Annotated in this window: 18 protein-coding genes; 14 read left to right on the top strand and 4 right to left on the bottom strand. The window is 71.5% G+C overall.

Annotated features, from left to right (window positions below; translation table 11 throughout):
* Nucleotides 1-107 precede the first annotated feature (107 nt).
* The 7 genes from ABZ896_RS29520 (at nucleotide 108) to ABZ896_RS29490 (ending at nucleotide 7,122) form a co-directional block, all read left to right on the top strand.
* A complete protein-coding gene (locus ABZ896_RS29520) occupies nucleotides 108-1,355 on the top strand; it encodes an Ig-like domain-containing protein (protein WP_360935745.1) in 1,248 nt (415 codons plus the stop codon).
* Nucleotides 1,356-1,600: 245 nt separating this feature from the next.
* The gene (locus ABZ896_RS29515) at nucleotides 1,601-2,368 is read left to right on the top strand and encodes an enoyl-CoA hydratase-related protein (protein WP_360935696.1); all 768 of its coding nucleotides are present in this window, start codon (nucleotides 1,601-1,603) and stop codon (nucleotides 2,366-2,368) included.
* A 262-nt stretch (nucleotides 2,369-2,630) separates the two neighbouring features.
* Nucleotides 2,631-3,134: an ATP-binding protein gene (locus tag ABZ896_RS29510; protein ID WP_360935693.1), complete on the top strand. Its 504-nt coding sequence runs from the start codon at nucleotides 2,631-2,633 to the stop codon at nucleotides 3,132-3,134.
* Nucleotides 3,135-3,154: 20 nt separating this feature from the next.
* Nucleotides 3,155-3,913 carry a polysaccharide deacetylase family protein gene (locus ABZ896_RS29505; RefSeq protein WP_360935690.1) on the top strand — a complete coding sequence of 253 codons (759 nt, stop codon included), beginning with the start codon at nucleotides 3,155-3,157 and terminating at the stop codon, nucleotides 3,911-3,913.
* Entirely contained in the window at nucleotides 3,913-5,088 is a 1,176-nt protein-coding gene (locus tag ABZ896_RS29500; RefSeq protein WP_360935687.1) for a beta-propeller fold lactonase family protein, read from the top strand. The genes ABZ896_RS29505 and ABZ896_RS29500 overlap by 1 nt, the downstream gene beginning before the upstream one ends.
* A 24-nt stretch (nucleotides 5,089-5,112) precedes the next feature.
* Nucleotides 5,113-6,474, top strand: a complete 1,362-nt coding sequence (locus ABZ896_RS29495) for a hypothetical protein (protein ID WP_360935684.1) — start codon at nucleotides 5,113-5,115, stop codon at nucleotides 6,472-6,474.
* 60 nt (nucleotides 6,475-6,534) lie between these two features.
* A complete protein-coding gene (locus tag ABZ896_RS29490) occupies nucleotides 6,535-7,122 on the top strand; it encodes an ADP-ribosyltransferase (protein ID WP_360935681.1) in 588 nt (195 codons plus the stop codon).
* Here the strand turns inward: ABZ896_RS29490 and ABZ896_RS29485 are convergent.
* Nucleotides 7,076-7,741, bottom strand: coding sequence for a GNAT family N-acetyltransferase (locus ABZ896_RS29485; RefSeq protein WP_360935678.1), 666 nt, complete (start codon nucleotides 7,739-7,741; stop codon nucleotides 7,076-7,078). The two genes, ABZ896_RS29490 and ABZ896_RS29485, sit on opposite strands and share 47 nt — an antisense overlap.
* A gap of 47 nt (nucleotides 7,742-7,788) precedes the next feature.
* Here ABZ896_RS29485 and ABZ896_RS29480 point away from each other — a divergent pair, with 47 nt between their 5' ends.
* Nucleotides 7,789-8,706, top strand: coding sequence for a MerR family transcriptional regulator (locus ABZ896_RS29480; RefSeq protein ID WP_360935675.1), 918 nt, complete (start codon nucleotides 7,789-7,791; stop codon nucleotides 8,704-8,706).
* A gap of 56 nt (nucleotides 8,707-8,762) precedes the next feature.
* Nucleotides 8,763-8,981, top strand: a complete 219-nt coding sequence (locus ABZ896_RS29475) for an EF-hand domain-containing protein (RefSeq protein WP_360935672.1) — start codon at nucleotides 8,763-8,765, stop codon at nucleotides 8,979-8,981.
* Between the two features lie 41 nt (nucleotides 8,982-9,022).
* On the opposite strand, the gene ABZ896_RS29470 is transcribed toward ABZ896_RS29475, so the two are convergent.
* Together ABZ896_RS29470 and ABZ896_RS29465 are read right to left on the bottom strand one after the other, a co-directional pair.
* On the bottom strand, nucleotides 9,023-9,811 hold the full coding sequence (locus ABZ896_RS29470; RefSeq protein ID WP_360935669.1) for an ATP-binding cassette domain-containing protein: 789 nt from the start codon (nucleotides 9,809-9,811) through the stop codon (nucleotides 9,023-9,025).
* Complete coding sequence (locus tag ABZ896_RS29465) at nucleotides 9,808-11,424, bottom strand: 2-isopropylmalate synthase (RefSeq protein ID WP_360935742.1); 1,617 nt, start codon at nucleotides 11,422-11,424, stop codon at nucleotides 9,808-9,810. The genes ABZ896_RS29470 and ABZ896_RS29465 overlap by 4 nt, the downstream gene beginning before the upstream one ends.
* A gap of 305 nt (nucleotides 11,425-11,729) precedes the next feature.
* Here ABZ896_RS29465 and ABZ896_RS29460 point away from each other — a divergent pair, with 305 nt between their 5' ends.
* The 5 genes from ABZ896_RS29460 to ABZ896_RS29440 all read left to right on the top strand — a co-directional run bounded on the left by ABZ896_RS29460 (nucleotide 11,730) and on the right by ABZ896_RS29440 (nucleotide 17,635).
* Entirely contained in the window at nucleotides 11,730-12,419 is a 690-nt protein-coding gene (locus tag ABZ896_RS29460; protein WP_360935666.1) for an FCD domain-containing protein, read from the top strand.
* Nucleotides 12,420-12,507: 88 nt separating this feature from the next.
* Nucleotides 12,508-14,691 (top strand): AAA family ATPase, encoded by a 2,184-nt coding sequence (locus tag ABZ896_RS29455; protein WP_360935663.1) that lies wholly within the window; start codon nucleotides 12,508-12,510, stop codon nucleotides 14,689-14,691.
* On the top strand, nucleotides 14,688-15,911 hold the full coding sequence (locus tag ABZ896_RS29450) for a restriction endonuclease (protein ID WP_360935660.1): 1,224 nt from the start codon (nucleotides 14,688-14,690) through the stop codon (nucleotides 15,909-15,911). The genes ABZ896_RS29455 and ABZ896_RS29450 overlap by 4 nt, the downstream gene beginning before the upstream one ends.
* 53 nt (nucleotides 15,912-15,964) lie before the next feature.
* Complete coding sequence (locus ABZ896_RS29445; protein WP_360935657.1) at nucleotides 15,965-16,996, top strand: phosphatidylinositol-specific phospholipase C domain-containing protein; 1,032 nt, start codon at nucleotides 15,965-15,967, stop codon at nucleotides 16,994-16,996.
* Between the two features lie 81 nt (nucleotides 16,997-17,077).
* Complete coding sequence (locus ABZ896_RS29440) at nucleotides 17,078-17,635, top strand: GH25 family lysozyme (RefSeq protein ID WP_360935654.1); 558 nt, start codon at nucleotides 17,078-17,080, stop codon at nucleotides 17,633-17,635.
* Between the two features lie 18 nt (nucleotides 17,636-17,653).
* Here the strand turns inward: ABZ896_RS29440 and ABZ896_RS29435 are convergent.
* Nucleotides 17,654-18,101: hypothetical protein (locus ABZ896_RS29435; RefSeq protein WP_360935651.1), on the bottom strand; the 448-nt coding region annotated here is incomplete at its 5' end.

Here is an 18,101-nt window from a genome sequence, read left to right as displayed (position 1 = left end):
GACTGACGTGAAACTCAAAATTATGCGGTTAATATGCGCCGACCGCGCTTGGAGCGCAGGCGCAATGCGGGTCTGACCAGGCCCGGCGAGGGGAGAACGACTTGAACGTGCGACCGATACCGGGGGCGTCGGTTGACGCGCGGGGGCGGGGGACCGTACGGCCCAGGGGGTTGCTGGCGCTGATACTCGGCGTCCTCCTGCTGGCCGTCACCGCGTGCGGCGGGGGAGGCTCGGACTCGGGGTCCGAGAACGCGAAGGGCGGCAAGGGGGATTCCGCGGCCGCCGAGACCAAGCAGTCCGAGGCGGTCGTCACCATCGCCCCGCAGGACGGCGCGAAGTCCGTCGACACCAGCGGCGCGCTCAAGGTCAGCGCCACCAAGGGCAAGCTGAGCCAGGTCGAGGTCAAGGACGCCGAGGGCCGCGCGATAGCCGGGGAGATAGCCGCGGACGGCGCCTCCTGGACGCCGTCGATCCATCTGGCCTCCGGCACCGCCTACACGGTGCACGCGGTCGCCAAGGACAGCAGGGGCCGTACGGCCACCGAGGACTCCGGCTTCACCACCCTCACCCCGAAGAACACCTTCATCGGCATCTTCACGCCCGAGGACGGCTCGACCGTCGGCGTCGGAATGCCGTTCTCCCTCCGCTTCACCCGGGGCATCACCGACCCGGAGGCCGTCGAGAAGGCCGTCACGATCAAGACCGAGCCGGCCGTCGAGGTCGCCGGTCACTGGTTCGGCAACGACCGCCTGGACTTCCGTCCCGAGAAGTACTGGAAGGAGGGCACCAAGGTCACCGTCGACCTCGATCTCGACGGCGTGGAGGGCCGCGACGGCGTCTACGGCAAGCAGGACAAGACCGTCTCCTTCACCGTCGGCCGCAACCAGGTCTCGATCGTGGACGCCAAGAAGCACACGATGAAGGTCACGCGGGACGGTAAGACGATCAAGACCATCAAGGTGACCACCGGCAAGCCCGGTTACGACACCTGGAACGGCCAGATGGTCATCAGCGAGAAGCTCGCGGTGACCCGGATGAACGGCGAGACGGTCGGCTACGGCGGCGAGTACGACATCAAGGACGTGCCGCACGCCGCCCGCCTCACCGACTCCGGCACCTTCATCCACGGCAACTACTGGGGCGGCGACGCCTTCGGCAACTACAACGCGAGCCACGGCTGCGTCGGCCTGCGCGACGTCAAGGGCGGCTACGACAGCGGCGTCCCGGCGGCCTGGTTCTTCAACCACTCCCTGCTCGGCGACGTGGTGGTCGTGAAGAACTCCGACGACGCGACGGTCGCCCCGGACAACGGCCTCAACGGCTGGAACATGTCCTGGGAGAAGTGGAAGGCGTAGCCCCTACGACGACCAGCGGCCCCGGTGCTCTGATCCACGACACCGGGGCCGCTGCCGTTGGTCCCCGTGCTGTGCCTGCCTGGGGGGCAACCCCCGGACCCCGGGCCGATTGTGAGTCACCGCACCCGGCGACGCACCGTTGGTCCCCGTGCTGTGCCTGCCTGGGGGGCAACCCCCGGCCCCCCGGCCGAATGTGAGCCACCGCACCCGGCCACGCGCCGTTAGTGCCCGTTAACCTGGCCTCCATGACCGTGAATCTCGAAGTCGCCGAAGGTGTCGGCACCATTCGGCTCGACCGGCCGCCCATGAACGCGCTGGACGTGGCCACGCAGGACCGGCTCAAGGAACTCGCCGAGGAGGCGACCCGGCGCGCGGACGTGCGGGCCGTGGTGGTGTACGGCGGGGAGAAGGTGTTCGCGGCGGGCGCGGACATCAAGGAGATGCAGACCATGGACCACACCGCGATGGTCCTGCGCGCCCGCGCCCTCCAGGACTCCTTCACGGCAGTGGCCCGCATCCCCAAGCCGGTGGTCGCCGCGATCACCGGCTACGCCCTGGGCGGCGGCTGCGAGCTGGCCCTGTGCGCGGACTTCCGCGTCGCCGCCGAGAACGCCAAGCTCGGCCAGCCGGAGATCCTGCTCGGCCTGATCCCCGGCGCGGGCGGCACCCAGCGGCTGGCCCGCCTGGTCGGCCCCTCCAAGGCGAAGGACCTGATCTTCACCGGCCGGATGGTCAAGGCCGACGAGGCGCTGACCCTCGGCCTGGTGGACCGGGTCGTCCCCGCCGACGAGGTGTACACCGCCGCGCACGCCTGGGCGGCGAAGCTGGCGCAGGGCCCGGCGATCGCGCTGCGCGCGGCGAAGGAGTCGATCGACACCGGCCTGGAGACGGACATCGAGACGGGCCTCGCGGTGGAACGCAACTGGTTCGCGGGCCTGTTCGCCACCGAGGACCGCGAGCGGGGTATGAAGAGCTTCGTGGAGGAGGGCCCCGGTAAGGCGAAATTCCTCTGAACCACTTGCAATTGACGCGATGTCTGATTCGGGTCCCTCGATGGGGCGGTTTATGGGAGCCTTAAGTCACCCTTAAGTCTGTCTTGTCGAGGGAGTCTGTCGATTGCCTCCGATTGAGCCTTCACCGCAGGTCAGTAAGGCTGTCGGGGCCACCGATGTGCCGCTGTCATATGCCGATCGAACCTCCGGGGGCGGCGCATTGCGGGGGGCGTATTCGTCGGGAACGGCCCCGGAGGGGCGGTCGGGCGGCCATGATGGGGTCATGGCGGGGCTGGAGGGTTTCGAACAGCCGCGGGGAGACGGCCGTGCGACGGCGGCGCGCTGGTCTCCGGCGGTCGAGGACGAGCATGCACTGAAGGCGCTCGAACTGTTCGGAAACCCTACCGAGGGTGAGGTCCCGCTCCCCTCCCGGCCCGAGTCCGCGGCCACCGCCCGCCGTCTCACCCAGGTGATCGTCCTCCGGCAGTGGGGGCTCACGCCCAAGATGACCGAAGACGCCGTGTTACTCGTGTCGGAACTGGTAGGGAACGCCGTACGGCACACCGGGGCGCGGGTCTTCGGCCTCCGGATGCGGCGGCGGCGCGGCTGGATCCGGATAGAGGTGCGCGACCCCTCCCGCGGGCTGCCCTGTCTGATGCCGGTGCAGGAGATGGACCTCAGCGGGCGCGGACTGTTCCTGGTGGACAAGCTCTCCGACCGGTGGGGGGTCGATCTGCTGCCCCGCGGGAAGACGACTTGGTTCGAGATGCGGGTGGCTGACCGGTAAGCGGCGTCAAACCCCCTTAAATGGGGCGAGTGACCCCAACCGATCGTCGGACCGTGCTGCTCGCCACCGCCGGTCTCGCACTGACCGCCGGATGCGGCACCACCGGCACCACCGGCACCACCGGAGCCGTCGCCCACCCCGTGCGCGCGGCCGCCAGCCCCCCTCCCTCCTCCGCTCCCCTCCCCGCCCAGCTCGCCCACGGCCCCCGCGACCGCCCCCGCCTCGCCCTCACCTTCCACGGCGGCGGCGACCCCGCCACCGCCCGCGCCCTGCTCACCGAGGCCGAGCGGCACGGCGCCCGCGTCACCGTGCTCGCCGTCGGCACCTGGCTCGACGCCCACCCCGGCCTGGCCCGGCGCGTCCTCGACGGCGGCCACGAACTGGGCAACCACACCCTCCGCCACCTCGACATCAACGCGATGCCCGAGGCCGAGGCCCGCCAGGAGATCGCCGGCTGCGCCGAGCGGCTGCGGCGGCTGACCGGGTCGGCCGGGAACTGGTTCAGGCCCTCCCGGGCCACCCGCGCCTCCCCACTCGTCGAGCGCCTGGCCCGCGAGGCCGGCTACCCGCACGTCCTCTCCTACGACGTCGACTCCCTCGACTTCACCTCGCCCGGCGCGGCGGCCGTCGCCCGCACGGTGCTGGGGGAGGTGCGCGAAGGATCCGTGGTCAGCCTGCACTTCGGCTACGACGACACGGTCGCCGCCCTCCCCGCCGTACTGGAAGAACTCGACCGCCGCGGCCTGTCCGCGGTGACGACCACGGAGTTGTTCAGCTGATGCACCGCACCCTCCTCAAGCACACCCTGATCGCGGCCGCCGCGCTGGTCGCCCTCGCCGCCTGCGGCACCGAGACCCGCGACCACGCCCCGCACCGCGCCACCCAGGCCGCGATTCCCGCCGTACCGGAGAAGAAGCAGGTCCGGGGGCTGCCCGGGATGCCACCCGTCCTCGACCCGCGGGACGTCTACGCGGCCGACCGGCCGAACCGGCTCTCCCCGGTGGTCAGGGACTTCCCGTCCCGGGTCTACGTGCCCAACACCGAGTCCGACACCGTCTCCGTCATCGACCCGGCGACGTACCAGGTCGTCGAGACCGTCCGGGTCGGACGGCAGCCCCAACACGTCGTGCCCTCCTGGGACTTGAAGACGCTCTGGGTCAACAACAACCGCGGCCACATCCTCACCCCGATCGACCCGCGCACCGGGAAGGCGGGCGAGCCGGTCGAGGTGCACGACCCCTACAACCTCTACTTCACGCCGAACGGCAAGTACGCGGTCGTGATGGCCTCCCTCGACCGCGAACTCGTCTTCCGCGACCCGCACACCATGAAGGTCGCCAAGACCGTGCCGGTCAGCTGCTACGGCGTCAACCACGCCGACTTCTCGCCGGACGGGCGGTACTTCATCGTCTCCTGCGAGTTCAGCGGCGAACTGCTCAAGGTCGACACCGAGAAGATGAAGGTGATCGGGCAGCTGAAACTGCCCTTCGACGGGGCGATGCCGCAGGACGTCAAGGTCGCGCCGGACGGGAAGCGGTTCTACATCGCCGACATGATGGCCGACGGGATGTGGGTCCTGGACGGCGACAGGTTCACCGTGCCGACGCTCCTGCCCACCGGCAAGGGCACCCACGGCCTCTACGTCAGCCGCGACTCCCGCGAGATGTACGTCTCCAACCGGGGCGAGGGCAGCATCTCCGTCTTCGACTTCACGCAGAACCGCCTCACCAAGAAGTGGCACCTGCCCGACGGCGGCAGCCCCGACATGGGCGGCGTCTCGGCCGACGGCAAGGTCCTGTGGCTGTCCGGGCGTTACAACGCGGAGGTGTACGCCATCGACACCCGCACCGGAAAGCAGCTGGCCCGCATCAAGGTGGGCAGCGGACCGCACGGTCTCGCGGTGTACCCGCAGCCGGGCCGCTACTCGCTGGGGCACACCGGCATCTTCCGCTGATCCACAGGGCTCTAGGGTGGGCGCATGGTGCACCTCCATCAGCCCCGGCTGTCCGGGCTGGGCGGCAACCCGGTGGCCCCGGACGACGTGCTGGTGCGCCTGGCCGCCCACCCGGCGGGCCGGCACGGCATGGAACTGCGGCGCGGTCGCCTGCCGGACGCCGTCGCCGAGGCGCTGCTCACGCACGGCGGCGCCGACAGCGCGGTACGCCTGCACGGCGACCGGATCTCCCCGGCGATGCGCCGCCGGATCGCGGAGCACCCCGACCCGGAGATCCGGGACGCGCACGCGGAGTACGTCCGGGGCTGCGTGCGCCGCGGGACGCGGGTGAGCCTCGCCGATCTGGAGGAGACCTACGGGCTCTCCCGGACCGAACTCGCCCGCGCGGCCGACGCGGACGTACGGGCCGCGCTCGCCCGGTCCTGGTACGACCGCCCGCTCACGGTCCAGGCCGGCCTGCTCGCCGACCCCGAGCCGGCGGTGCGCGCGGTCGCCTCCGAGGGCCGACATCCCGGCATCCCACCGGAGTCGGCGGACCGCTGTCTCGCCGACCCGGCCACCCGCGCCAACGCGGCCCGCCAAGTCCCGCTCACCGCCGAGCAGTTCGCCCGGCTCATCACGGTCGACGACGAGGAGGTCAGGGAGGCCCTCGCCGCGAACCCCCACCTGACCCCCGACACGGTCGCCAGGCTCCTCGACAGCGCCGACCCGCTCGTACGGGTCGCGCTGGCCCAGAACCGGCAGGTGGACGACGAGACCCGCGCGCGGCTGTACGCGCTCGTGGAAGCCGAGCGAGCGGCCGGGAGCATCGCTGCCGAGTCGGCGCTGACCTGGAACTTCATCGCGCCGGACTGGCTGCGCACCGCCCCGCTCGCGGAGCGGCTGCGCCACCTGGACAGCCCGTACCCGGTGTTCCGGCGGGTCCTGGCCTCCTCCCGCGGCCTGCCCGAGGAGGCGTGGCGCCGGCTGGACGAGGACCCGGACCTCGGCGTCCGCCGGGCCGCCGCCCGCCGGCCGGACGCCCCCGCCGACGTCCTGGAACGGCTGCTGCGCGCCCACGGCGACGTGTCCCACATCCGCCCGACGCTCGTCGAGCACCCGAACTTCCCCCGGCACCGGCTCCGCACCTTCGCCGACGAGCCGTACCCGAACGCCCGCCGACTCGCGCTGAAGGACCCCGACCTGCCCGAGCCGCTCCTGGAGCAACTCGCCGCGGACGCCGAGCCTTTCGTGCGCCGCGCGGTCGCCCGCCACCCGCGCGTCAGCGGTGACCTCCTGGACCGGCTGCTCGCGGACCCGGACCCGAACGTCGCCAACGACGCCGCGTCGCACCCCGCCCTGAGCCCCGCCCGGATGTACGGGATCCTCGCCGCCGCGGACCTGTGACACGCCCCCGCACGGGTGATGATCCACAACTGGCCGTCCGGGAGCCGGGATTGTGCTCCCATGATCACAACTCGTCTCCGGCGGCGTGCCGCTGCCGCCGTCCTGTCCCTGGCCGCCGTCTTCGCGACCACGGCCGCCACCACCCCCACCAAGGCCGCCGCCGAGTGCGGCGTCCAGTACGACGACCCGGTCAAGGCGGCCGCCGACCGCCGGGTGGACGTCGGGCGGATCACCCCCGAGCCGGTCTGGCGCAGGACCTGCGGCACCCTGTACCGCGCCGACGGCCGAGGGCCCACCGTCGTCTTCGAGGAGGGCTTCCTGCCCAAGGACGTGGTGAACGGGCAGTACGACCTGGAGCAGTACGTGCTGGTCAACCAGCCCTCCCCGTACGTCTCCACGACCTACGACCACGACCTGTACAAGAAGTGGTGGAAGTCGGGCTGGAACTACTACATCGACGCGCCCGGCGGCATCGACGTCAACAGGACCATCGGGGACACCCACAAGTGGGCCGACCAGGTCGAGGTGGCCTTCCCGGGCGGCATCGACCGCAAGTACATCGTCGGCGTCTGCCCGGTGAACAAGACCACCAAGGTCGAGATCATGAGCGGCTGCGAGAGCAACCCGCACTTCGAGGCCTGGCACTGAGCAGCAGCTCCGAGCCGACGGGCCGGTAACCGGCCGCCAGGAACGCCCGCAGACTGCGGGCGTTCCCCGGCGAGACCTGGGCCCACAGCGGCTCGTCGGCCAGATGGCGGGCGGCGGCCACCAGGGACCGGCCCAGACCGTGGTGCCGTACGCCCTCGTCGACCTCGACCGAGACCTCCAGACGCCCGCCGATCCCGCGCCCCGTCACCACCACCCCGCCCTCCGCCGTCCAGGCGCGCACGTCGTCGCGCCGGCCGCGGGCGTAGCCGATCCGGGGGTGGTCCGCGTCCTCGATCTCCCGCAGCGCGACCTCCGGCGCCCCGGGCAGCGGATCGGCCACCAGCATCGCGTCCACGGTCTCGGCCGCACGCCCGGTCCGCTCCATCAGCGCCGCCAGGAACCACGGGTTCAGCGGCGCGGCGAGCGCGTCGCAGTCGGCGGCGCGCAGCGTCTCGTACACCCAGTCGGGGTCCTCGTCGGTGGCGATCACGGTGTGCGCGGTGAAGGCGAAGACCCCGGCGTCACGGTGCGAGGGCTGCGCCACGACGGTCGTGGCGCCGTCCGCCGGCGGGAGGACACCGCGGGCCGCAGCGTCGAGAATGTCCCGCAAGGTCTCCATCCGCGCTCCTTGAGTCTCCACCCACTGGAAGGCCCAGACTCGCAGACGTGATCGACGACAGCACCGGACTCCTCACCATCGGCGAGCTGGCCCGGACCACCGGACTGACCGTACGGACCATCCGCTACTGGTCCGACGAGGGTGTCCTGCACCCGGTCACGCGGTCCTCCGGCGGCTACCGGCTCTACGACGCCGGGTCCGTCGCCCGCCTGGAGCTGGTCCGCACGCTGCGGGAGCTGGGGCTCGGGCTGGACGCCGTACGCGAGGTACTGGCCGGCGAGAAGAGTCTCGCGCAGGTCGCCGCCACGCATGTGGTGGCCCTGGACGCGCAGATCCGCTCGCTGAAGGTGATCCGTGCGGTGCTGTCGACGGTCGCGAGACGCGATTCGAGCGCGGAGGAGATGACCTTGATGAACAAACTGGCACGGCTGTCGGCGGCCGAGCGCAGGCGGATCATGGAGGAGTTCGTGACGGAGGTGTTCCAGGGGCTCGACATGGCCGACCCGGACATCGAGCGCCGCCTGCGGCACACCGCCGTCGACCTGCCCGACGACCCGACACCGCGGCAGGTCGACGCCTGGGTGGAGCTGGCGGAACTGGTGCAGGACCCGGAGTTCCGGGCCCGGATGCGGCAGATGGTCGAGTACAACACCCAGGACCGTGGTCCCGACGTGCCGGTGGGCGCCTCGATGCAGTTCTTCAAGCGGCTGGTCGACCTGGCCGGGCGGGCCCGCGAGGACGGTGTCGTGCCCGGGGCACCGGAGGCCGGGCCGGTCCTGGACGAGCTGTTCGGGCCGGACGCCGACCGGGCCGTGGTCCTGGAACGCCTGGAGTCGGCGTTCCACACCGAGGCCAACCGCTACCGGAGGCTGATCGCCGTACTGAAGGGCCACGAGCCCGGGACGATGCACGCCGAGGACGTGGCCTGGGTGGTCGCCGCACTGCGGGCCCGGACGGACGGCTAATCTGACCTCCGTCAACAAGACACCCAGGACACGGCACGACGAAAAGGGGCGGATCGGTGGCGCACATCGACATCGAGGAAGCACGCAAGCAGTTCGAGCGCATCGATGCGGACGGGGACGGTTCGATCACGGCCGCCGAGTTCAAGTCCGCCCTCGCCCAGGGCGGTGACTGGAACGTGACCGACTCGGTCGCCGAGGCGATCATCAACAGCCGCGACCTGAACGGCGACCACCTCCTCTCGTTCGACGAGTTCTGGGCGTTCCTGAACAAGTAGGACGTACGCAAAGGGGGCGCCCCGCGAGGCGCCCCCTTTCGTCATGCCCGGCCCGTGATCCGTACGCTCCAGCGGCCGTCGTGCCGGTCCAGCACCAGCGGCAGGCCGAAGCACTTGCCGACTCGGTCGCCGGTGAGGACTTCGGCCGCCCGGCCCTGCGCGAGGACGCGGCCCTCGCGGAGCAGCATCGCGTGGGTGGTGCCGGGCGGGAGTTCCTCCAGGTGGTGGGTGACCAGGACCGTCGCGAGCGTCGGATGCGCGCGTCGCAGCGAGTCCAGCGCGTCGATCAGCTGCTCGCGGCCCGGCAGGTCGAGTCCGGTCGCCGGTTCGTCGAGCAGCAGCAGCCGGGGCTTCGGCATCAGCGCGCGGGCGATGAGCGTACGGCCGCGCTGCCCCTGGGAGAGCGTGGGCCAGCGGGCGTCCGCGAGGTCGGCGAGGCCGAGGGTGCCGATGAGCCGGTCGGCCCTCTCCCGCTGTTCGCCGCCGGGCCGCCAACGAGGGAGCGGGGCAACCGAGTTGGTCAGCCCGGTCAGCACGATGTCCCGGACCCGCAGCGGCGCGGTGAGCGGATGGCGGGGATCGACGTGACCGACGTACGCGCGCAGCTCCCTGAGGTCGACCCGGCCGAGCCGGTGGCCCAGCACCTCCACCGTGCCCCGGGTCGGGTGGACCAGCGCGCCGAGCAGCCTGAGCAGCGTGGACTTGCCCGCGCCGTTGGCGCCGAGCAGCGCCCAGTGCTCGCCGGTCCGGACGGTCAGCGAGACCTCCCGGAGGATCGGCCGCCCGTCCCTGGTGACGTGCACGTCCTCGGCGCGCAGGACCTCGGTCACCGCAGCGCCCGGTTCACGGCGGACAGCACGGCGTCGACGGCGGCGGCCGGGCCGGTGCCGGCACCCCAGGCGGTCGTACGGCCGTCGACCCGGCATTCGGCGTAGGCCGCCTCGTCGTCCTCTGCGAAGTCCGTGACCTCGACGGCGTACCCGGCACCGGCGAGCGCGTCCACGAAGGCCGAGACCGGGCCGGTGCCGGTGCCCTCGTGGTCGCCGACGCGGTCGCCGCACTCCAGCGTGCCGACGAAGCGGTGGACGCCGGGCGCCTCCTCGTACGCCCTCCCGTCGCGCAGCCGGACCTCGCCCTCGACGAGATAGGTGGCCCGGAACAGCTCGTACAGCTCCTTCGGAGTCATCTCCCGGCCGCTCGCGTCGGTGGCCTCCTGGACGGCCCGGGAGAAGTCGGGTCGCATACGGGACGGCAGGTCGAGGCCGTGGTGCGTGCGCAGCAGATACGCCGTTCCGCCCTTGCCCGACTGGGAGTTGACGCGGATGACCGCCTCGTACGTCCGCCCGACGTCGGCCGGGTCGATCGGCAGGTACGGGACCTGCCAGGGCGCGTCCGGGTGGGCGTCGCGGTGGGCGAGGCCCTTGCTGACGGCGTCCTGGTGGGTGCCGGAGAAGGCGGTGTACACAAGGTCGCCGGCGTACGGGTGGCGCGGGTGCACCGGGATCCGGTTGCAGTGCTCGACGGTCTCCCGCACGGCGTCGATGTCGCTGAAGTCGACCATGGGGTCCACGCCTTGGGCGTACAGGTTCATCGCGAGGGTCACCAGATCGACGTTCCCGGTCCGCTCGCCGTTGCCGAACAGACAGCCCTCCACCCGCTGGGCGCCTGCCAGCACGGCGAGTTCGGCGCAGGCGACGCCGGTGCCGCGGTCGTTGTGCGGGTGGACGGAGAGGATGACCGAGTCGCGGCGGGAGAGGTTTCTGTGCATGTACTCGATCTGGTCGGCGTACACGTTCGGGGTGGCGATCTCGACGGTGGCCGGGAGGTTGAGGGTGACCGGCCGGTCGGGGCTCGCGTCCCACAACTCCGTGAGCAGGTCGCACAGTTCGAGGACGAAGTCGGGTTCGGTGAGGTTGAAGGTCTCGGGCGAGAACTGGAAGCGTACGGGCCTGTTCCCGGCTCGCCGGGCCATGTGCCCGGCGGCTTTCTCCAGCGTCTGCCGCAGCTCGCGCCGGTCCCGGCCGAGGACGACGTCCCGCCACACCGGTGAGGTGGCGAGGTACAGGTGGACGACGGCCCGGGGCATTCCCTCGACCGACTCGAAGGTGCGGTCGATCAGGTCGGTCCTGGCGGGGGTGAACACGACGGGGGTGACGTCGTCGGGTACGGCGTCCGTGGTCACCAGATGCCGGACGAAGTCGAAGTCGGTGCGGCTGGCGGACGGATAGCCGACCTCGATCTCCTTGAACCCGGTCGCGACCAGCAGGTCGTAGAGGCGGCGCTTGCGCGCGGTGTCCATGGGCTCGGCCAGCGCCTGGTTGCCGTCGCGCAGGTCCACGGGGACCCACAGCGGGGCCCGCAGGATCCGGGCGGAGGGCCAACTCCGGTCGGTGACCGGTACGTTCACACGCTGGTCGTAGGGGCGGTAGCGGTGGTGGGGCATGCCACCGGTCCGCTGGGGATTCCAGACGGAAGGCGCGGTGTGTCCTTCGACGGTCACGGGGTGTCCTTCGGCTTCGGTCGGTCGGGGACCGGCAGCACGGCGACCCGCGGCGGGGTGCCGGTCGCGTCAGGCCCCGCCGCGGCAGCCGAGAAGAAGGAGACCGCGGAGCGTCATGATCGGTACGCTATCCACACCTCAGGTCCTCAGACAAGTGAGAATTCCCGTACAGGGTCCTGCTGTTCCTGCTGTTCCGCCGGAAGGGCCCTCCCCTCTCCTCCCTTCTCCTTCGACAGATCGGTGAGTCCATGCCCCCGCTAGGCGCCGTCCGCCCCAGCCCCCTGGTCGAGCAGGCCGCGGCCCGGCTGCGGGCGCAGATCACCGGGGGCGAGTGGCCGGTCGGCACCCGGCTGCCCGGCGAGACGACCCTCGCGAAAGAGCTGGGGGTCGGCCGCTCCACGGTCCGCGAGGCGCTGCGCGCGCTGGCCGGGGCGGGGCTGGTGCGAGCCCGCCAGGGCGCGGGCGTCTTCGTCGTCGCAACGGAGCCGGCGGAGGACTGGCCGACGCGGCTGCGGAGGGCGGCGGTGACGGACGTCTACGAGGTCAGGATGGCCGTGGAGGTCCACGCGGCGCGGCTCGCGGCACGGCGCCGTACGCCGGAGGACATCGAGGCGATCGAGGCGGCGCTGGAAGCACGCCGGGCCGCGGCCGCGAGGGACGACGCGGCCTTCATCGACGCGGACATCGCCTTCCACGCGACCGTGGTCGCCGCCGCCCACAACCCCGTACTCGCCGACCTCTTCCGGGAGTTCACCCCGTCCCTGCGCACCGGCCTCCTCGACCTCCTCGCCCTGACGGGCCTGCGCGACCAGGACCCCAACGCGGCCGACGAGGCCCACGCGGCGCTGGTGCGGGCGGTTGCGGAGGGGGACGCGGAGGGGGCGGCGGAGATTCTGCGGGGGGAGCTGGAGGATCCGTTCGGGCCCGAGCACGGGTGACGATCGCCCGGGCCCGAACGGGTGACGACCACTCAAGGCCCCTTCTACGCTGGGATCTTCGAGCGACGCGACGGACGCAGGGGGTCGGATGGCGGCGGAGCAGCCCGTGGGGGCGGAGACCGTGGCGGTCGTGCAGCGGGTCTTCCGGGACGGGCTGCTGACCGGGAAGTCCGCGTTCGCACCGGACCACCAGGCGTGGACCCGGCCCAGGGCGCTGGATCTGCGGGCCCGGTTCGTGGACCAGCCGGACGAGGGCACCGACACCTTCCTCGTCAAGCTGCGCCGCCAGCTGGACGGCGCGCCCGACTCGACGATCGTGCTCGCGGCCGAGCTGCTGTTCGTGAACATGGCGCCGCTGGTGCCCGCGCAGATAGGCGTCACGAAAAAGCTGCAGATCCTGGGCGAGGTGCTGTCCTGGACCCACATGGACCGGCTGACGGTCCCCGACGAGTTCAAGCCGTCCCTCAAGGGCTTCATGAACGGCGGGCAGGGCTTCCTGAACTACCGGTGGGCGCAGTTCCAGATCCTGGTGCTGCTGGTGGAACGGCTCACCGACATGTCCGGCCCCGACCGGAAGGCCGTCCTCGAAGACCCGTGGCGCTTCCGGGAGGAGTGCCTGGACGTGCAGCGTTCGGTAGGGCACAAAAAGGGCCGCGCGCAGATCCACGTCCTGCTGTACCTGCTCTTCCCCGACGTGTTCGAGCCGATCGCCAGCGTCCATCACAAGCAGCGCATCGTGAAGGCCTTCGCCGACGAACTGCCCGGCCTCACCGGCGACGACGACCGCGACCTGCTCGCGCTCCAAGAGCGGTTGCGGCCCGAGGCGGGCGGTCGCGTGGAGTTCTACGACGACCCTTGGGTGGGCCGGTGGCGCGTGGGCTCCACCGAGCACGGCCAACGCGGCTGGCTGGTGCGCGGGAACAACGTGGACGGGCACGACTTCGTCCCGGACTGGCTCGACCGGGGCTACTGCTCGCTGTCCTGGTCGGAGGTGCCCGACATCCCCGCGGGGTCCGACAAGCGCGCGGTCCAGCGGGCGGTCGCCGACGCGATGCCGGAGTCCACCGCCCAGCTGCGCGGCCAGGCCGCCTACCAACTGCACGCCTTCCTCACCCTGGTACAGCCCGGCGACCTCGTCGTCACCGTCACCCCGGACGAGGTCCACGTCGGCACTGTCCAGGGCCCCGCCTCCTACGACGCCTCGGACGGCCCGGACAACGCCCGCCGCCGCCCGGTGCGTTGGGCGACCTCCGAACGGCCGCTGCCCAGGGCCGAGTTGCCGGAGACCGTACAGTCCAAGCTGACCCGGCCGCCCGCCCTGTACGACATCAGCAGCGTGGCCGCCGAACTCGCCGAGCGGGCGGGGCTGGAGGACGCCGTCGCCGAGCCGCTGATCGAGGCGGACGTTCTCAAGCCCCTCGAACTGCCGTCGGTGACGGAGGAGTTGGCGGCGCAGCTGTTGATGCCGCTGCCCTGGCTGCGGGAGACCGCCGAACAGCTCCAGGAGCAGCGCCAGTTGGTCCTGCACGGCCCGCCCGGCACCGGCAAGACCTACCTCGCGCGCGCTCTGGCCCGCCATCTGGCCGGACCGGACCGGGTGGAACTCGTCCAGTTCCACCCCTCCTACACCTACGAGGACTTCTTCGAGGGCTTCCGGCCGGTGCGCGGCGAGGCCGGGTCCGTGGTGTTCGAGGTGCAGCCGGGCCCGTTCAAGCTGATCGCCGAGCGCGCCCGCCAGGACCCGGCGAACCCCTACGTGCTGATCGTCGACGAGATCAACCGGGCCAACCTGGCGAAGGTCTTCGGCGAGCTGTACTTCCTGCTGGAGTACCGGGAGGAGCCGGTCACCACCCAGTACAGCCCGCACGACCCCTTCCACCTGCCCGCCAACCTGTTCCTCATCGGCACGATGAACACCGCCGACCGCTCCATCGCCCTGGTCGACGCGGCGATGCGCCGCCGCTTCGCCTTCCGCCGGCTCTCGCCCGAACGCCCTCCCGTGCAGGGCCTGTTGGAGCGCTGGCTGGACTCCCGCGGCCTGCCGGACACCCCGGCCCGCATCCTGGCCGAGCTCAACTCCCGGCTCGGCGACGCCGACCGCGCGATCGGGCCGTCGTACCTGATGAAGCCCTCGGTGGCCCGGCCGGAGGGCCTTGAACTCATCTGGCGCACCCAGATCCTGCCGTTGCTGGAGGACCAGTTGTACGGCACGGGCGTGGACGTCGAGGAGGAGTACGGCCTCGCCGCCCTGCGCGCGACGGTGGAGCCGTGACCCACCTCGATCTGGAGGTGGCGGAGACCGGTCCCGGGACGGTGGCGGGGCTGACCGGCGACCAGGTGGCCGCGCTGCTCACCGTCCCCGGGCTGGTCCGGCTCACCCCGATGACCGGCGGCCGCTGGCGGGTGTCCGGCAACCAGAAGGCGGGCCTGGTCCGGGTGCGCACCCCGTCCGGCGGGGCCGTCCAGCTGCGCCTGCGCCCGAAGATCGCGGTCCGGGACCTGCTGTTCCTGCTCTCCTACGCCCCCGGCGACCCCTGGCGTCCCGAGCCGGTCACCGCGGCCGCGGCCGACGACCTGCTGCCGGCCGTCGCCGACCTGCTCGCCCGCAGCGCACGGCGCACGCTGGAGGGCGGTGTCCTGCACGGTTACCGCACGGTCGAGGAGGACCTCTCCCTGCTGCGCGGCCGGATCCGTACGGCGGACCAACTGCGCCGCGTCGGACTGCCGTTGCCCGTCGCCGTCAGCTACGACGACCACACCCCGGACATCGCCGAGAACCGCGTCCTGCTCGCGGCCCTGCTCCTCGCCGCCCGGCTGCCGGGCGTCCCCGGCACCACCCGCCGGGCCCTGCGTCACCTGGCCGACCACCTGACCGGCGTACGGCCGCCACGGGCGGGCGAGCCGCTCCCGAAGTGGACCCCGAGCCGGCTCAACTCCCGCTACACACACGCCCTCGGGCTCGCCGAGCTGGTCCTGGCCGGCCGGTCGGTGCGACCCGAAGGAGGGGAGCCGGCCGCGGTGGACGGCTTCGTGCTCGACATGCCGGACGTGTTCGAGCGGTTCGTCGAGCGGGCCCTCGGCGACGCCCTGGCCGGGTACCGGGTGCGGTGTGCCGCGCAGGAGACGCGGCACCGGCTGGACGAGGCGGGGCGGGTGCGCTTCCGGCCGGATCTCGTGCTCTACCGGGCCGGTCGTCCGGTGTCCGTCGTGGACGCCAAGTACGCCTTCCTGCGGACCGCCGCGCCCCGCGTCGAGCATCTTTACCAACTCCTTGGATACTGCACGGCGTTGGGCCTCCCGCGCGGTCATCTGGTGTACGCGGGCGCCTCGGAGGGCGGTGCGAAGGACCACGTCATCCGCCGTTCCGGAGTCACCGTCACCGCCCACGCCGTGGACCTCGGACGGCCCCCGCAGGCGCTGTCGGCGGCCTTCTCGGCGCTCGCGGCCCGTATTGCGGAAGATGATGTTCCCCTTGGGTCTACCGCGCAGTAACCGCTTGCTCCTACGCTGCCGCCAACTCGGTGACAGCGAAGGAGAAGTGACGCATGCGAGTGGTGAGACGGCTGGCGGCGCTCGCGGGCGCGGCGGCGATACTGATCGCGATCCCCGGCAACGCCCACGCGGCGACACCGACGTTCGGCGAGACGACGACGATCGGCACGCACAACGCGTACGAGAAGGACAAGTACACCTACTGGGCCCAGGCGTTGGACTCGGGCGCCTCGCTGCTCGAACTGGACGTGTACGCGGACAGCGTGAACAAGCGCTGGCGGGTCAGCCACGACAAGCCGCTCGCCAACGACAACAACTGCGAGTACGCGGACGAGCCGAGCGAGCTGTACAGCAAGGACCGCAACCAGGACCTCGGCAGCTGCCTCGACAACATGGCGGCCTGGGAGCAACTCCACCCGGACCACGCGCCGATCGTCGTCAAGGTCGAGATGAAGGTCGGCTTCGACAACGACGCCGGCCTCGGCCCCGACGAGTTCGACACGCTCGTCTCGCAGAAGCTCGGCAGCAGCGTCTACAAACCGTCCGACCTGCTCGGCTCGTCGTACTCCACGCCGGACGCGGCCGCGAAGGCGAACGCCTGGCCGACGAGGGACGCCCTCAAAGGCAAGTTCGTCTTCGAGCTGATTCCCGGCACCGTCGAGGAGTCCAACCCGCTCGACTCCTACTGGACCGACGAGGAGTACGCCGACCACCTGCGCGACCTCTACGCGGCCGGGAACATCGCGGCGGCGCAGGCCTTCCCGGCGGTGCTGGGCGCCGCCGCGGGCGACCCGCGCACGCGCTACTCGGACACCACGATCCGCCCCTGGTTCGTCTTCTTCGACGGTGACGCGGCCACCTACGTCAACAACGCCTACGACACGTCGTTCTACTCGACAAACCACTACATCCTCATCATGACGGACGCGTACGGAGTGTCCCCCGCAATCTCCTCCACCGATCCCACGGACGCCGAGGTGGCCGCGCGGCTGTCCCTGCTGGCGGCGGACCATGCGAGCGTCATCACCTCGGACTGGTCCGCGAAGTCCGCGTCGGTGCTCTCCTCGGTGGCCACGCGAGGCTGAGGTTCCCCCGGCGGCATGTGGGGCATCATCAACTACCGTCCCCCCACTTCGACTTCCTCCTCGGCTTCAAGGAGCCCCCACATGCTCCGTGGCATCGATGTCAGCGCCTACCAGTCCTCCTCCTTCGACACGGACGGCCTCTCCTTCGTCTTCATCAAGGCGACGGAGGGGCGTTCGTATGTCAACCCGAAGCTCGCCGCCCAGACCAAGCACGCGCGTGACGCCGGTCTGGTCGTCGGCTTCTACCACTTCCTGTGGCCCGGCAACCTCACCGCCCAGGCCGAGTACTTCGTCAAGCACGCCCCCGAGAAGACCGGCGACATCCTCGCCGTCGACTGGGAGACGACGAGCGACGGCACGCACGCGAGCAACGCGGACAAGGACAACTTCATCCGCAAGGTACGGGAGTTGCGGCCCGACAACCGGGTGATCCTGTACGCCAACCGCCACTACTGGCTCAACGTCGACACCACGTCCTACGCGGGCGACGGCCTCTGGATCGCCGACTACGTCACCGCGGGCAAGCCCCGCATCAAGGCGAAGTGGCGCTTCCACCAGTACACCGACGACCCGGTCGACAAGAACGTCGCGGACTTCGCGAGCAAGGCGGCGCTCAAGAAGTGGGCCGACGAGGCCTGATCCCGCCGCCGGCCGAGTTCAGCGGTTCGTCACCCGGTCCGCCGGATCCCGTCCGGCGGACCGGCGCCACGGCCGGGTGGCCAGGCGCTCCACGAGCAGGTAGTGGACGAGCATCGCGAGGAACCACGCGACCACACCGCCGGCCAGGAACAACGGGAGCGGACCGAGGCCCGGCCGGCCGTCCCGCAGCAGCCAGAACACCGGCAGATGCAGCAGGAAGAGGCTGTACGACAGCCGCCCCACCTCGGTGAGCAGTTCGCCCGACAGCAGCCGGACCACCGGACCGCGCCCGGCGCACAGCACCGCGACGAGCACGGCCGCGCAGGCGACCGGCAGGGCTGTGGCCAGGCCGTCGTGCCCGCCCGGGACCACGCCCTCGAACCGGCCCATGACCGCACCCGCGCACCCGCCCAGCACGATCGCCGCCACCAGTCCGACCGCCGCGACGACACCGACCGTCGCCGAC

It is taken from the genome of Streptomyces sp. NPDC047072 (assembly GCF_040643855.1).
In the GTDB taxonomy this organism is placed as follows: Bacteria; Actinomycetota; Actinomycetes; order Streptomycetales; family Streptomycetaceae; genus Streptomyces.
The sequence above is the reverse complement of the archived record's forward strand: the minus strand, read 5'-3'. Positions and strand labels throughout refer to the sequence as shown.

What these genes read in the sequence shown, in the direction of transcription:
- ABZ896_RS29515 (WP_360935696.1), top strand. Translation starts at nt 1,601, where the DNA reads ATGACCGTGAATCTCGAAGTCGCCGAAGGTGTCGGCACCATTCGGCTC.
- ABZ896_RS29460 (WP_360935666.1), top strand. Translation starts at nt 11,730, where the DNA reads ATGCCCCCGCTAGGCGCCGTCCGCCCCAGCCCCCTGGTCGAGCAGGCC.
- ABZ896_RS29455 (WP_360935663.1), top strand. Translation starts at nt 12,508, where the DNA reads ATGGCGGCGGAGCAGCCCGTGGGGGCGGAGACCGTGGCGGTCGTGCAG.
- ABZ896_RS29485 (WP_360935678.1), bottom strand. Translation starts at nt 7,741, where the DNA reads ATGGAGACCTTGCGGGACATTCTCGACGCTGCGGCCCGCGGTGTCCTC.
- ABZ896_RS29490 (WP_360935681.1), top strand. Translation starts at nt 6,535, where the DNA reads ATGATCACAACTCGTCTCCGGCGGCGTGCCGCTGCCGCCGTCCTGTCC.
- ABZ896_RS29510 (WP_360935693.1), top strand. Translation starts at nt 2,631, where the DNA reads ATGGCGGGGCTGGAGGGTTTCGAACAGCCGCGGGGAGACGGCCGTGCG.
- ABZ896_RS29440 (WP_360935654.1), top strand. Translation starts at nt 17,078, where the DNA reads ATGCTCCGTGGCATCGATGTCAGCGCCTACCAGTCCTCCTCCTTCGAC.
- ABZ896_RS29500 (WP_360935687.1), top strand. Translation starts at nt 3,913, where the DNA reads ATGCACCGCACCCTCCTCAAGCACACCCTGATCGCGGCCGCCGCGCTG.
- ABZ896_RS29505 (WP_360935690.1), top strand. Translation starts at nt 3,155, where the DNA reads ATGGGGCGAGTGACCCCAACCGATCGTCGGACCGTGCTGCTCGCCACC.
- ABZ896_RS29465 (WP_360935742.1), bottom strand. Translation starts at nt 11,424, where the DNA reads ATGCCCCACCACCGCTACCGCCCCTACGACCAGCGTGTGAACGTACCG.
- ABZ896_RS29445 (WP_360935657.1), top strand. Translation starts at nt 15,965, where the DNA reads ATGCGAGTGGTGAGACGGCTGGCGGCGCTCGCGGGCGCGGCGGCGATA.
- ABZ896_RS29495 (WP_360935684.1), top strand. Translation starts at nt 5,113, where the DNA reads ATGGTGCACCTCCATCAGCCCCGGCTGTCCGGGCTGGGCGGCAACCCG.